Origin of the sequence: Pantoea sp. T14, assembly GCF_036663535.1 — a bacterium.
In the GTDB taxonomy this organism is placed as follows: domain Bacteria; phylum Pseudomonadota; class Gammaproteobacteria; order Enterobacterales; family Enterobacteriaceae; genus Pantoea; species Pantoea phytostimulans.
Map to the genome: position 1 here is coordinate 399,098 of NZ_JAWUEB010000025.1, position 14,142 is coordinate 413,239.

Below are 14,142 nucleotides of genomic sequence, written 5' to 3' on the forward strand. Positions count from 1 at the left end.
GAAAGTACATCACAATCTAATTTTGAAGGGTTAATCCTTATGTCGGAACTGAAATTTGCTACACGCCTTAACTCGTTTGCCTCTGGAGCAAACCTTTACTGGCCAGACCTACAGGGAAAGCCATCAGTCCTGCAGATGATTGCTCGCGCCGGTAAGGTCAAAGGATTAACACATCTCGACCTGAATTATCCGCAACATATGACCACCGATATCAAAACCATGCGACAGGCAATCGAAGATGCAGGCCTGGCAGTGAATGGCATGCAGATGCGTTGGGATGCGCCGCAGTTCAAAATTGGTGCATTCACTAACCCGAACCCGGCAATTCGTCGTGAAGCGATTGAACTGACCAAGCGTGGCATTGATGCGGGACGTGAATTTGGCTCAACGCTAATGACCTTGTGGATGGGGCAAGATGGTTTCGACTACTGCTTCCAGGCGGATTACAAAAAAATCTGGGAAGACGCGGTCAGCGCAGTACGTGAAATCGCTGAATATGCGCCAGATGTTGATGTCAGTATCGAATACAAACCCAACGAGCCGCGCGCCTACAGTATCTTCCCGAATGCCACCACCTGTTTGCTGGCGGTGGAAGAAGCGGGCTGCCCGAATCTCGGTATTACCCTGGATTTCGCCCACGTGCTGTTCGCTAATGAAATCCCTGCTTATGCCGCTGCGATGGTTGCCCGTCGTTCACGACTGTTAGGCCTGGATCTCAACGATGGCTGGGGCAAACGCGATGATGGCCTGATGGCGGGTTCTGTAAATCCACGCGCCACGCTGGAATTCCTCTGGCAGATGCAGCGCGATGGTTATAAAGGTGCTTACTACTTTGACACCTTCCCGGATGCCAGCGGTCTGGATCCAATCCGTGAAGCGGAAACCAATATCACCACGGTGCTTCATTTGCTGAAGCTGTGTGAAAAACTGCACGATAACCCGGCGCTGCTAGACGCTATCAGCCGTCAGGATGCCGTCGCCTCGCAACAGATCGTTAATGACATTATGTTCGCCAAATAAAAATGCTCTGCTCGTCATAAAGAGAAAAGTTGTACCCCACATGCTGAGACTAAAAGGCTGAAAAATGAAGAAATTATTACTCTCTGTACTTGCCTCATCACTGCTCTGCTCAACAGTTTATGCTGCTGAGTTGGCACCCTTAAAATCAGACACCGAACCGGATCGCACAGACTGGTCGCAACTTGAAAGCAAATATGGCGCGCTGCCGAAAGCAGATAAGGCATTGAAAATTGGTGGCGTATCAAAAACGCTGACCAATGAATATTGGCGCTCGCTGGGTCAGGGTTATCAGAACGAAGCCAAAAAACAGGGATTTACCGTGGCGTATCAGGCGGCCGCGAATGAAGACGATCAGATGGGACAGTTATCCATTGCGGAAACGCTGATTTCTCAGGGCTTCAATGGATTGCTGGTTTCGCCGCAAACAGACATCAACCTCGAACCCGCTCTGGAAACGGCCAAAAGTAAAAATATTCCGGTGATAAACGTCAACGATGCCGTGATGCCAAATGCACAGCACTACGTCGGTAACGTGCAAAAAGACAACGGCGTTCGCGTGGCCAAGTGGTTTATTCAACACCATCCGCAAGGCGGCAAAGTGGCGGTGATTGAAGGGCAGCCGGGCGTGTATGCGGCTGGCCAGCGCACCGGCGGTTTCAAAGAAACGCTACAAGCTAATGGCAAATTCAACATTGTTGCCAGCGTCCCCGCCAACTGGAGTCGTGAGCAGGCTTACAACGCCGCGTCCACCATTTTGCAGCAGCATCCTGATCTGATTGGTTTTTACGCAAACAACGACACCATGGCGCTTGGCGTAGTGGAAGCCGTGCGTTCGTTGAGCAAATCTGAGCAGGTTGCGGTATTTGGTACCGATGGTATCTCAGACGCCTATGCATCCATCAAACGCGGTGAGCTAACCGGCACCGTCGACAGCTTCCCGGTATTAACGGGTGAAGTGGCAATGGACGTCATGATTCGTCTGATCAACGGTCAGAAAATCTCTCGCGTTGTTTCTACGCCTCAGGCGCTGATCACCAAAGAGAATGTTGAGGCGTTTTCGACCAAAGATAACAACACGTTGCGCCAGCTTCTGGCCCAGCAATAAGTCAGGCGGAGAGGGTATGGAACAGTATCGCTTAATGATGCGCGGCATTACCAAAACCTATGGCAGTGCTGCTGCTTTACAAAATGTGGATTTTTCTGTAAAGCCCGGTGAAGTGCATGCACTGATTGGTGAAAACGGCGCGGGGAAATCAACGCTGCTGAATATTCTTTCTGGCGTTCGTGCGGCTGACGGTGGCGAGATCAGCGTTAACGGCCAAACGGTACAAATGAAGAATCCACTCAGCGCCCGTCATGCTGGCATCGCCATGATTCATCAGGAGTTACAGCATGTTCCAGAACTCTCTGTTGCCCAGAATATGTTTCTTGGCCGCCCGTTGACCAAAGCAAAAGGTTTATGGGTTGATAAAAAAGCGCAGCTGGCGCGCGCCAAACTGATTTTGAAGCAGTTGGATCCGAGCATCGATCCCAACGAGCCAATCAAAAATCTCAAGGTATCGCAGCAGCAGATCGTAGAAATTGCCCGCGCTATGCTGGATGACGCCAAAATCATCGCGATGGATGAACCGACATCGAGCCTGACACCCCGTGAGTTTGATCGCCTGGCGGAGCTGATTGCCGATTTAAAAGCGATGGGCGTGTCGCTGATTTACGTCTCGCATAAGATGAACGAGATTTTCAAAGTCTGCGATCGCGCTACCATCATGCGTGATGGCAAGCAGGTTGGCGTGGTGAATATTTGCGATGAAGATGAAGAGAGCATTGTCGCCAAAATGGTGGGACGCAAGATTGAGAGGCTCGATCACAACTCCTACGTGACCGATCAGGAAGTGTTGCGCGTTGAGAACCTGGCACGCGGCCATGATGTTTTGTCGGCCAACTTCAGCGTTAAAGCGGGTGAAGTGCTTGGCATTGCCGGTTTAGTGGGCGCAGGCCGTACAGAACTGTTGAAGCTGATCGCCGGCATTGATAAGCGCAGTAGCGGCAGCGTGCTGGTGAATGGCAATGCGGTGCGCAATCACAACGTCAGTGCCGCCATCAAAGCGGGTATTGGATTAGTACCTGAAGATCGTAAGAAAGAGGGCATCATCAAAGAGCGCGCCGTAAAAATGAATATGGCGTTACCGTCAATGGGTAATTTCACGCTGGCGGGCCTGATTAATAAAAGCAAACTGAACCGTGTGGCGCATGAGGTCATGAATGATCTGAAACTGCGTCCTATGGATATTGAAAAAACCATCGGTACGCTCAGTGGCGGCAACCAGCAAAAAGTGATTATTGGACGGTGGGTCGCCGCCGATGCAAAAGTCTTTTTATTTGATGAACCCACCCGGGGAATTGATATTGGTGCCAAGTCCGAAATCTATAACCTGATTGAGAAGCTGGCGAAAGCGGGTAAGGCGATAGTTGTTGTTTCCTCGGAAATGACCGAAATCATCCGTATTTCTGACCGCGTTCTGGTGATGAGAGAAGGGAAAATCACGAAAGAATTACAGGGTGATGCAATAACGGAAGATAACATTGCCCGTTTTGCGATTAAAGATGTAGACCAAACTGCCTGAGTTTTTCACCTGCATTTATTTAAAGGCCATGAACATGATGACACAAACAAATAACCGGGCTGTTCCGCACTCATCGTCGCTGTTTAAGTTTAATGTGCGCGATGCCGGTACCTTGATTGGATTATTAATTATTATTGTTACGTTCTCATTTTTGTCACCGGTATTTTTTACGGTGCCAAACTTGCTCAATATTTTACAACAATCCTCGATCAACGCCTTAATTGCATTGGGCATGACGCTGGTGATTATTTCGGGCGGAATCGACTTATCCGTCGGGCCAACGGCAGCACTTTCTGCCGTATTAGGCGCAACCTTGATGGTAGCAGGCGTGCCGGTGCCGCTGGCCGTTATGGCCACCTTGGGAATTGGTGCAATCTGCGGGATCTTTAGCGGCACACTGATCGCTTACGCCGGTTTGCAGCCTTTTATCGTAACATTAGGCGGCTTGTCACTGTTCCGTGCTATCGCCTTGATTTATACCGGCGGCAGCCCGATTTTCGGCATTCCGATGGAATTTCGTAGCATTATCAACAGTACGCTGTTGGGTGTGCCGACGCCGATTGTGATTGTTGCGGTGATTGCGCTGGTGCTGTGGACCGTGATGAACAAAACCCCGCTGGGTGAATATATTCTGGCAATTGGTGGCAATGAAGAAGCGGCGCGTGTTGCGGGTGTGCCGGTTAAACGCACCAAAGTCACGGTGTATATTATCTCTGGCGTGCTGGCTTCGTTGGCCTCGCTGATTCTAATTGGACGTTTAGGCGCAGCCGAACCAACGATTGGTAATTTATGGGAATTGGATGCGATTGCCGCTGCGGCCATTGGTGGCGCATCTTTGATGGGCGGCAAAGGCAGTGTGTTTGGCACCATCATCGGCGTCATTATTTTGGGTGCGTTACGTAATGGATTGACTCTGCTAAATATTCAGGCCTTTTACCAATTGCTCGCGACTGGCCTTATTATTATCATAGCGATGTTGATTGACCGAGCGACCCGAGGCAAATAATGAAGCAAGATCCGCGAGCCATTGGTGCTCAAATCCGTATGCGTTTGCCCCAACTCACGCCCTTAGAACGACGAGTGGTTGAGGCAATTACTGCCCGAACTGACATTACTGAGCAAACATCTTTAAAAGAGATCGCGCAGGAAAATAATGTCTCGGAAGCGATGATTGTTAAGATTACTAAAAAACTTAACTTCACCGGTTTTAGAAACTTCAGAAGCAGTTTGGTTTATTACAACGAATCTGAAGTGGCAGGATTGCATGCTGAAATTGAGCCTGATGATTCTTCGGAGCAATTGCTGGCAAAAGTATTCAGAACGTCTATTCAGGCAATCGAAGAAACCATGTCGATTCTTGATATTTCTGAATTCAACCGTGCGGCGGATATTATATTTAAAGCGCGTCACATCGATTTATATGCCGTGGGCGGTTCTGCCACGGTAGCCCGAGATTTATCGCATAAGATGCTTAAGATTGGCATTAAATCGACGGCCTACGATGACGCCCATATTATGTTGATGTCCGCTGCCGTGTTATCTGACGATGATGTTGTCATCGCCATTAGTCACTCGGGTGCCACGCGCGCGGTAAATGATCCCGTGAAACTGGCCATGCGTAATGGTGCCAAAGTGATTGCCTTAACCAATTACGCCGAGTCGCCCATTGCGCGCCACGCGCATGTCGTGCTCAATTCAACCTCTCAGGGATCGCATCTGTTAGGTGAAAATGCCGCGTCACGCATTGCCCAGCTTAATATTCTGGATGCACTGTTTGTGGCCATCGCTAAAAAAGATCTCAAGCGAGCGGAGAGAAACCTGATGAAAACACAGCATGCGGTTCAGGACCTTCGGGAATTCTAACCATGAGTAAAATTGTTGTCACCGGCAGCCTGCATTACGACATTATGCTGGATGCCCATCATCGCCCGGAAAAAGGCGAAACCGTAATGGGCAGCGCTTGCCGCTATAAGTTTGGCGGTAAAGGTGGGAATCAGGCGGTATCTGCCGCCAGAGCAGGAGCAGACGTCGCTTTTGCGGGTGCGGTCGGTGCAGATGAGCAGGGAAAATATTTGCTCAATGTATTACGGCAGGCGGGCGTTAACACCGATGCTGTCGCCGTGATTAACGATATTCCTTCAGGCATGAGCGTGGCGATCACCGACGCCGAAGGTGATTACGGCGCGGTCGTCGTGTCGAATGCCAATCAGCACATCGCGGCAGAAACCTTCGACAACGAGGCCTTTTGGCAAGATGTAACGATGTTGGTGCTGCAAAATGAGGTTCCCGAAGCGGTCAACTTACACGCTGCACGTGCAGCAAAGCAGCGCAATATCCCGGTTTGCATTAACGCGGCACCTGCACGCTTACTCACACCTGAGCTTGAGGGCTGCATTGATCTGCTGGTGGTGAATGCCATTGAAGCGCGTGATATGAGCAATGTGACCGTGCATGATTTGGCTTCAGCCGTGCTCGCAGCGGAAACGCTCGCTACGCGTTTTTCCAGCGTGGTGGTTACTGCGGGTGAACATGGCGTGGCCTTTATTGAGGCGGGGCAAGCCAGCCACAGTTTGCCAGCCAAAAAGATTACTTTAGTGAGCACGCACGGTGCGGGAGACTGCTTTATGGGCGTGTTGTGTCAGGCGTTGAGCCTCGACAGCAATCTGGCCCATGCCGTCGCTAAAGCCAATGATGCTGCGGCGCTGCACGTTTCACAGAAAATGGCCTGAACCCTTAACCGATGACAGAACAGATAACAAAGCCGCCGCTCGCGAATGTGAACAGCGGCTTCTTTTTTTAACACAGACCCTTAGCGCTGACCCTGCGCTGCGAGCGGCTGAGGATTCCTGATCAGCAACATCACGCTACATCCGCCCGCAATCAGGCAAAGCGCCGCAAGTACAATCGCCTCGTTTAAAGAACCAAAGAGCGCAACGCTTGCTGATGAAACCAACGGGCCGACCAGCTGCCCGGTGGCGTAGCCCGAGGTTAAAATTCCGACGGTTTTGGCCACGGATCCTGATGATATTTCACGCGCAAAGCGCATCGTCAGCTGCATAATCGACAGAAATCCCAATCCGGTCAAAATCGTTGAAATCAGCAAGCCCGCCGCGTTATGCACGACAACCGCTGCGGCCACGCCTAGTCCCTGCAAAATCATCGCTGTCGCTAAACTGACTTGCGTATTATATCGCGCTGAAAAAAGAATAATCAGCGCAACGCCTGCAACCGCAGACAAGCCAAATAGCGGCCAGAAAAAGGCCGCCTGATTGCCGTCAGGAAAGGCGCTATGCGCCATCTGAGACAAAAACGTTGCTGGCAAAATGTAACCAAAGCCGGCCAGAGCGTAGATCACCACCAACTTTTTCAAATCGGCACTGATAGGTTCATGGCGCGCGACCTGCGATTTAGCGGGACCAAATTCAGCGGGAAGATTCCGGCTAATAAGTAAGCTCACGATCAGCGCGACCGCACCATAGACATACCAAGAGGCGGAGGAGTGAAAATGATACGTTGCCATCAACCAGGCCAATATCCCGGATAACATGATACCCACGCCGGGGCCGGTGAATACCGCGGCAGAGAGGCGAGGTGCATTATTGCCAGCCAGCGTCATTTGCGTCCATGCGGTCACGATGATCAGCGCCCATGCGCCACCGACACCGGCAATCAGGCGGAACAAGCACTGAATCGCAAACGAACCGGTGGTGCCAGAAAGTAGCGTAACCAGCACCGTCGCCATGATACCCGCCTTTAGATATTGCGCATGGCTGTGCTTAATACGACTGACATGAATCGCTCCCGCCAAATAACCGATGTAATTCATGGCAGCCAGGATCCCCGCACTCGAAAGTGTCAGATAACCATCATTCATCATCACCGGGATTTGCGGTGTTAGAGAAAATCGCCCAATTCCCATCACAGTGACCAGTGTCAGAAGGCCAGTAAGCATGGTTTTAATACTGCTGGTGCTGCTCGTACTCATTTTATTTTCCAGTAGATTGTCTAACGGCATTGATAAAAAACGAATTTAGCGTGTTGAAAACGGGACTTATCAGCAAAGTTTGCGGCATCATAAAAGCTGTATGCCTGGCGAAAAAGAGGGCGGGTTATCCTATGACTTCAGGTCATACCCAGGAGTGAGCATGTCAAGAAACGCAGATATCAAAAATTTTCTCGTCAGACACCGGGCGAAATTGAATCCGGCTGATTTCGGGTTCAGCGCGCAGAATCGACGTGTTGACGGGTTGCGAAGAGAGGAAGTCGCACAGCTGGCGGCAGTGAGCGTCAGTTGGTATACATGGCTTGAACAGGGAAGAGATATCAGCATTTCGCCTGCGGCTCTCAAGCGTATTGGTAAAGTGCTTCAACTGACGATGATTGAACAGCAATACCTCAATGCCATTGTCTTCGGTGGCGGGGCATCTAATGAGGATAACGCTGAACTTTCACCTGAAGTGATCGCTATGGTGGATGCCCTTCATCCGCACCCTGCCTTTGTCCGGCGTGCGAACATGGATATCCTTTACTGGAACCGCGCAGCGGCAACCCAGATTTTTGACTGGTCTTTAATTGCGCCTGCCGAGAGAAATTCACTGAAACTGATGTTCCTTAGCGATGCGTACCGTAAAAAGATTTTTGAATGGGAAAAGGCCGCCAGACACACCATTGCGGCTTTCAGAGCCTATCAAGTCGCAGAGCGCTTTACGGAAAACTTCGAGTCGATAATCACAGAGCTGATTGAGAAAAGTGATGAATTTCGTGAAATGTGGGATTTCCACGATGTAAGCCGCATTGGTGCCGGTAATAAAGCCATCATTGATGATAAAGGCAGTATTTCTCGTTACACCTATACCTCGTTAGAAGTCGAAAACTCACCGGGAATCTATCTTATTTTCTATCTTGAAGATCATAAACCAGCGGGTAAAAACGCCTGACAACGACGTGTATTGCTCTCAGAATGCCGGATTACTGTTCAGCGTGCCCAGGCGCACCGAAGACGCCGGCAGAGAGTTAACGTTGCTGGCGTCCTGCCAGACCGGGCCGTTGTGCTTCGTATAGCCCGATGCTCAGTGTTAATCGGCCCGACGCCTCGGCTGACTGCCAATGCCTTTGACATAAGCAGTAGGGCAGAAAAGTGAGAAAAAACTATTAAGTAGGTTAAGCCATGTTAATCATGCCTTAAAACCGCTTAAGGCGAACCCCATGCTGCGTTATGCAGCACAACGCGATAACCATCAACGTCCACAAAGGTCACGCCGTTATTGTTCCAGTAAGGATTGAACGATCCCAATCGGGAAAAGCCCGCATCGTCCATTCTGGCGCAAGCGTTGTGCCAGTCGATTTTATCGGGGATATAAAGCACCAGTAGATCCTCCTGTGAAGGTGAAGGAAGAATAGGGTGGCTATGACATACCGTAAATTCCAGATGCCAGGACAAATCATCGCGGCCCAACATGCATCCGCTGAAACCGTCATGATCGCTGAATTCGCCCACTTTTTTTAGGCCAAGCCCTCTGCAATACATGCCAGAACTTCTCTCTAATTCGCTGACCGGTCTGGCAATACGTAAGTGATCAAACTTCATATTTATCTCCGCCTTTGTGTCGTTTACACCGAAATGACAAGGTAATGAATATGTTCAGCATAGAATCAAAAATCAAAACAGGACATTTAGCATCAACCGCAGCTTCATCCCACCGTTAAATTTACTTAACTCCTTCTCTTTCATAATAATTTACTCTGACCTTAAGCCTCATATTCTCTGGTGGAGTGCACAGCACCATGCTATTAACTCGTTGTGCTTTTTCCAACTTCACCTGCCCGGAGTTAATGATGAACAAGAGCCTGTCCGCCCTGTTAATGCTTTCACTTGCTGCGTTCAGCTGTGCGGCATCTGCACAGCAAACCTTACGCTTTGGCGTAGATCCCACGTTTCCGCCGTTTGAATCAAAAGCATCCGATGGCTCATTGCAAGGTTTCGATATCGATCTGGGTAATGCCCTGTGTAAGCAGGCCAAGGTGAAGTGCGAATGGGTTCAAATGGGCTTTGACGGCACCATCCCGGCACTGCAGGCGAAAAAGTTTGATGCCATTCTCTCGGCGATGTCGATGACGGACAAACGCCGCCAGCAGGTCCTGTTCACCGACATGCTCTACAACACGCCAAGCGCATTACTTGCACCTTCAGCCAGCAAACTCACTGTCGATATCAGCACCTTACGCGGTAAAAGTATTGGTGTCGCTCAAGGTACGATCCAGGAAACCTACGCGTTAACCAAGTGGGCACCTGAAGGCGTAAAAGTGGTCTCTTATGCTAATCAGATGGAGGTCTATCCCGACCTGATTGCAGGACGTCTTGATGGAAGCCTGACCAATGCGGTATCGGCTGAGCAGGGTTTTTTGAGCAAAGCGGAAGGTAAAGATTACGCCATTAAAGCCACCATCATTGATAACAAGATCTTTGGTGATGGTGTCGGCATTGCATTACGCAAAGGTGACACCGCAAATCAGCAATTGATCAATCAGGCGTTGGCGGAGCTGCATAAAAACGGAACCTACGATCAGTTAGCAAAAAAATACTTCAATTTTGATGTCTACCCACTGGATTAACGACGATGGCACAACGTGAATTACCTCAATACAGTGTGCAGCGGGCGCGTTTTATCGCTGCGGTAGAACGTAAAAGTGGCACGCTTACTTCGTATCCACATCCACTTTCTGGCCCCAACAATGAAACGCTCTATACCGATGTTGCGCTAATTGGCAGTGCACAGGCCAGCCGCGTGATGTTGATCATTTCTGGTACACACGGTGTTGAAGGTTATTACGGTTCAGACAGCCAAATCGGCTGGCTTGATGCACTGGATGTTGCGACCCTGCAAGCTGATACCGCGCTGGTATTTATTCATCTGCTGAATCCGTGGGGTGCAGCGCATTTGCGGCGGGTAAATGAAGACAATATTGATTTGAACCGAAACTTTATCGACTTCAGTCAACCCGCACCTGTAAATGCCCAATATGGGCAATGGCACAGCATTTATCACGGCGAGCGAGCCAGTGCTGACCGGCAACTGGCAGCCGCGCTGGAAACCGTTGGCTGGTCAGCCGTGAAACCGGTGGTAGAGGCGGGACAATACAGCGAACCGACCGGGTTCTTTTATGGCGGCGAACGGCCAAGTTGGTCCTGTTTGACGATGCAAAAGATTATTGCAACGCACCTTAGCGAAGCCAAAACCCTCCTCAGCTTTGATCTTCACACCGGGGCGGGCGCTTGGGGGCACCCGATGCTGCTTTCAATTGCCGAACAGCGCGTTGCTGCGCACAGCTGGGGGGCAGAGATCTATGGAGAATGGCTGACGCTGCTGCTCACCGGCAAAGATAGTGACAGTGTCACTGGCGTTACGGCTACCGCGACAGGCTACCTGTCACAATATTTGCTGACATCGCTGCCGCAAACGCGAATGCTTCCACTGGTTATTGAATGCGGTACGTATTCAGGCGAGGATATGCATCGGCGGGTACGTGAGGATCACTGGCTGCATCTGTATGGAAACCCAGACAGCCCGCAAGGCCGTGACATTAAGCGCGACCTGGTTGAAGGATTTTGGCCTGCCGATGATGACTGGCAGGCATTAGTGGCGTTTCGTACGCAGCAAATTTTCCGTCGAGGTTGGCGTGCCTTAACCGGCGCACCCACCGCTTAAAGTCGCCCGTAAAAGGTCATACGAGCGGTTTCTGACAGAGCAATGTCAGGTTGCGTGTTATAAGCCAGGACGGCAAGCATGCGGGTGATGTCGCCTTCAGTTGGTGTTACGCGATGCAGCGAATTACGGCCACGAAACAGCACCAAATCACCCGCTTCAATCGCCAGGTCATCAACGGCCTGGCGTTCATCCAGTACCGCCGCAACGCCGTTAAAATTCATCTCACCCGCGTCGGCATTTCGAAGATCCTTCACGTATTGAAAAATGCCGCCTCCACGGGGTTTTTGTACCAGCAGCGTGATGGCAAACGATGAATTATCAAAGTGCCACCCCAATTCCTGGCCGTGCGGGGCGTAATGAAGATTGATGGATGATAAAGGATCGGCGTAAGGATAAAGCGCAGCTTCACCCAGCACATCGCAGAGGAAAGCCTTAAACGTGTCATTGTTATAGAGCTGACGTAACGGTGAATCGGCCGCGATGACATCATCAGTGATACACCCTTTGGTGCTGATCACGTCACGATTTCGAGGATGGTCGGCGCTGAAATCGGCATCGGGTTTCATCAGAAAAACGTTATGTTTGCTGGCAGTATGGTAAGCCAGATGGCGCTGTGCATCGCCTTCCGCCTTGATTGCCGCCAGCACCTCAGGCTGCAAAAAGTTGCGCAGTACCAGCGCACCTTGCGTGTTGAGCTGCTCACGGCAGGAACGACGCCATTCGATGTCATCCAAAGGATGCAGGTCCAAACGTACAAGTGATCCAGGCATGGGTGCAATTCTCTTTGTTGGCAGGTTTCAACTTACTGTAGCCCGCTAAGCCAATGCCGAATAACGATAAAAATTTAACGCTTTGATAAGGATAACTTAATGCCTATGCACACATCGCGTTTACCCAAAATTAGTGTTATTCACGCCTTTAAAGTGGCCGCCGAGCTAGGAAGTTTGGCAAAAGCAGCGGCACAACTGGCGCTGACGCCCGCAGCCGTTAGCCAGCAAATTCGACAGCTTGAGGAGCAACTCGGCAGCACGCTGTTTGTACGGACGCAAAGCGGCGTCATGCTCACTGAAACCGGTAAAGAATATCTGCGCTACGTTACCGAAGCCTTTGATATTTTGCACCTTGGACAGCAGAACATTCGACATGCAGCCGCCACGCCGAAACTTACGCTCTATGCGCTGCCTGCCTTGGCGTCAAAGTGGATCATGCCGCAGTTATCTCAGTGGCGTGAACATTGCCCAACGGTTGACCTTTGTCTGCATGGCACCCATGCACCAGTGGATTTCACCGCCACGCCTGCTGATTTTGTTATCTGCTTTGGCGAGGATCGCTATCCGCAACTGGACAGGCAATGGCTGTTTACTGATGAGGTCATTCCTGTTGCCAGCCCGCTGTTATTAACGCGCTATCCGCAGGCGGTTTTACTCAAGCAAGCCCCTTTAATTCACCTCGATTGGGGAAACGAAGGGCGATTCTTGCCTGACTGGCGCAGCTGGTTTCAGGCCAGAGGCGTGCCTGAACCTTCGCCGCAGCCCGCCTTCAGCTTTAACCTGACGTCGCTGGCCATTGATGCGGCAGTCGCGGGTGCGGGCGTTTTATTAGGACAGCGGCGATTAATTTCAGCTGAGCTGTCGCGAGGGGATCTGGTGATCATTGACGAGATGAGCCTGCCGCTCAGCAAACCTTATATGCTCGCCTGGCCGCAACGAACACTGAATCAACCTGGCAGCGAAGCGATGATATCCTGGCTGGCGCAGCTAGCAGCAGAGCGCGCGACGTGATGTCTGTGGGAATAAAAGCCGAATGGCTGAAAAGAAAAGAGGCGGCCTGAAGGCCGCCGAAGACCTCAATCACAGAGAGCATTGAGGAAGCAGTGGCAATAACACAATGATGATCGTTAGCCTTTCACACCGCCTGCAGTGAGGCCGCTTACCAGCCAGCGTTGAGCCAGCAAGAAAACCAGTGTGATCGGAATGGCGGAGAGCACCGCAGCTGCGGCAAAGTCGCCCCATAAATAGTTTTGCGGGTTGAGATATTGTTGCATCCCCACCGCCAGGGTGTAACTGTTGACGTCGCGCAGCAATAGCGAGGCAACCGGCACTTCAGTCACGGCGGCAATAAACGCCAGAATAAACACCACCGCTAAAATCGGCACGGAAAGCGGCAGCAATACCAAACGGAACGCCTGCCACGGCGTGGCACCGTCTAAGGCGGCCGCTTCTTCAAGCGATCCATCAATGGTTTCAAAATAGCCTTTAATGGTCCAGACATGCAGAGCGATGCCGCCAAGGTAGGCGAAGATCACCCCGCCATGGGTGTTTAAACCGATAAAGGGCAGATACTGTCCTAAGCGATCAAACAGCGCATAAATAGCCACCAGTGACAGTACGGCGGGGAACATCTGAAAAATCAGCATCCCTTTTAACAAGCTGGCGCGGCCGGTAAAACGCATTCGAGCAAAGGCGTAAGCGCAGGTGGTCGAAAGAGCCACAATGCCAATTGCGCTAATAGCAGCAATTTTTATTGAATTCCAAAGCCAGAGCAGCACCGGAAAGGGCGGCGGTGTGACGCGTCCATCAGCGTGCTCCACGCTAAAGCCCAATGCCAGCTTCCAGTGTTCCCACGAGATTTGATCCGGGATCAGGCTGCCTGTCGCAAAATTACCGGCACGCAACGAGATCGCAATCACCATCATCAGCGGAAACAGAATCGCGGCGATGAAGGTCAGCAGCAGCAGATGCGTTAGCAGCAGACGCAGCAGCTGCGATTTAGGTTGAACCATTGCCATAACT

The 14,142-nt window shown here is 51.0% G+C and carries 14 protein-coding genes; 10 read left to right on the forward strand and 4 right to left on the reverse strand.

Going from position 1 to position 14,142, the window contains the following annotated elements; translation table 11 throughout:
- Nucleotides 1-39: 39 nt before the first annotated feature.
- The 6 genes from SC127_RS14705 (at nucleotide 40) to SC127_RS14730 (ending at nucleotide 6,373) form a co-directional block, all read left to right on the forward strand.
- Nucleotides 40-1,020 carry a TIM barrel protein gene (locus SC127_RS14705; protein ID WP_243079157.1) on the forward strand — a complete coding sequence of 327 codons (981 nt, stop codon included), beginning with the start codon at nucleotides 40-42 and terminating at the stop codon, nucleotides 1,018-1,020.
- Nucleotides 1,021-1,084: 64 nt separating this feature from the next.
- Nucleotides 1,085-2,125 carry a sugar ABC transporter substrate-binding protein gene (locus SC127_RS14710; protein ID WP_215848671.1) on the forward strand — a complete coding sequence of 347 codons (1,041 nt, stop codon included), beginning with the start codon at nucleotides 1,085-1,087 and terminating at the stop codon, nucleotides 2,123-2,125.
- Between the two features lie 16 nt (nucleotides 2,126-2,141).
- Nucleotides 2,142-3,644: a sugar ABC transporter ATP-binding protein gene (locus tag SC127_RS14715; protein WP_243079155.1), complete on the forward strand. Its 1,503-nt coding sequence runs from the start codon at nucleotides 2,142-2,144 to the stop codon at nucleotides 3,642-3,644.
- A 34-nt stretch (nucleotides 3,645-3,678) separates the two neighbouring features.
- Nucleotides 3,679-4,650: an ABC transporter permease gene (locus SC127_RS14720; protein WP_243079154.1), complete on the forward strand. Its 972-nt coding sequence runs from the start codon at nucleotides 3,679-3,681 to the stop codon at nucleotides 4,648-4,650.
- Nucleotides 4,650-5,507 carry a MurR/RpiR family transcriptional regulator gene (locus tag SC127_RS14725; protein WP_215848674.1) on the forward strand — a complete coding sequence of 286 codons (858 nt, stop codon included), beginning with the start codon at nucleotides 4,650-4,652 and terminating at the stop codon, nucleotides 5,505-5,507. The genes SC127_RS14720 and SC127_RS14725 overlap by 1 nt, the downstream gene beginning before the upstream one ends.
- Before the next feature lie 2 nt (nucleotides 5,508-5,509).
- The gene (locus tag SC127_RS14730) at nucleotides 5,510-6,373 is read left to right on the forward strand and encodes a PfkB family carbohydrate kinase (protein ID WP_243079153.1); all 864 of its coding nucleotides are present in this window, start codon (nucleotides 5,510-5,512) and stop codon (nucleotides 6,371-6,373) included.
- Between the two features lie 80 nt (nucleotides 6,374-6,453).
- Here the strand turns inward: SC127_RS14730 and SC127_RS14735 are convergent, their stop codons facing one another.
- Nucleotides 6,454-7,629, reverse strand: a complete 1,176-nt coding sequence (locus SC127_RS14735; RefSeq protein WP_332627002.1) for a YbfB/YjiJ family MFS transporter — start codon at nucleotides 7,627-7,629, stop codon at nucleotides 6,454-6,456.
- A gap of 100 nt (nucleotides 7,630-7,729) precedes the next feature.
- On the opposite strand from SC127_RS14735, the gene SC127_RS14740 reads away from it, so the two are divergent.
- Complete coding sequence (locus tag SC127_RS14740) at nucleotides 7,730-8,581, forward strand: helix-turn-helix transcriptional regulator (protein ID WP_243079151.1); 852 nt, start codon at nucleotides 7,730-7,732, stop codon at nucleotides 8,579-8,581.
- Nucleotides 8,582-8,835: 254 nt separating this feature from the next.
- Here SC127_RS14740 and SC127_RS14745 read toward each other — a convergent pair whose 3' ends face one another.
- Nucleotides 8,836-9,231 carry a VOC family protein gene (locus SC127_RS14745; protein WP_332627003.1) on the reverse strand — a complete coding sequence of 132 codons (396 nt, stop codon included), beginning with the start codon at nucleotides 9,229-9,231 and terminating at the stop codon, nucleotides 8,836-8,838.
- Between the two features lie 248 nt (nucleotides 9,232-9,479).
- On the opposite strand from SC127_RS14745, the gene SC127_RS14750 reads away from it, so the two are divergent.
- Together SC127_RS14750 and SC127_RS14755 are read left to right on the forward strand one after the other, a co-directional pair.
- The gene (locus SC127_RS14750) at nucleotides 9,480-10,256 is read left to right on the forward strand and encodes an ABC transporter substrate-binding protein (protein WP_243079425.1); all 777 of its coding nucleotides are present in this window, start codon (nucleotides 9,480-9,482) and stop codon (nucleotides 10,254-10,256) included.
- 5 nt (nucleotides 10,257-10,261) lie between these two features.
- Nucleotides 10,262-11,350 carry a DUF2817 domain-containing protein gene (locus tag SC127_RS14755; protein WP_243079149.1) on the forward strand — a complete coding sequence of 363 codons (1,089 nt, stop codon included), beginning with the start codon at nucleotides 10,262-10,264 and terminating at the stop codon, nucleotides 11,348-11,350.
- On the opposite strand, the gene SC127_RS14760 is transcribed toward SC127_RS14755, so the two are convergent.
- Nucleotides 11,347-12,120 carry a 2OG-Fe(II) oxygenase gene (locus SC127_RS14760; RefSeq protein WP_332627004.1) on the reverse strand — a complete coding sequence of 258 codons (774 nt, stop codon included), beginning with the start codon at nucleotides 12,118-12,120 and terminating at the stop codon, nucleotides 11,347-11,349. The two genes, SC127_RS14755 and SC127_RS14760, sit on opposite strands and share 4 nt — an antisense overlap.
- A 99-nt stretch (nucleotides 12,121-12,219) precedes the next feature.
- On the opposite strand from SC127_RS14760, the gene SC127_RS14765 reads away from it, so the two are divergent.
- Complete coding sequence (locus SC127_RS14765) at nucleotides 12,220-13,131, forward strand: LysR substrate-binding domain-containing protein (protein WP_332627005.1); 912 nt, start codon at nucleotides 12,220-12,222, stop codon at nucleotides 13,129-13,131.
- A gap of 116 nt (nucleotides 13,132-13,247) precedes the next feature.
- On the opposite strand, the gene malG is transcribed toward SC127_RS14765, so the two are convergent.
- The gene (gene malG, locus SC127_RS14770; RefSeq protein WP_215848680.1) at nucleotides 13,248-14,138 is read right to left on the reverse strand and encodes a maltose ABC transporter permease MalG; all 891 of its coding nucleotides are present in this window, start codon (nucleotides 14,136-14,138) and stop codon (nucleotides 13,248-13,250) included.
- Nucleotides 14,139-14,142 lie beyond the last annotated feature (4 nt).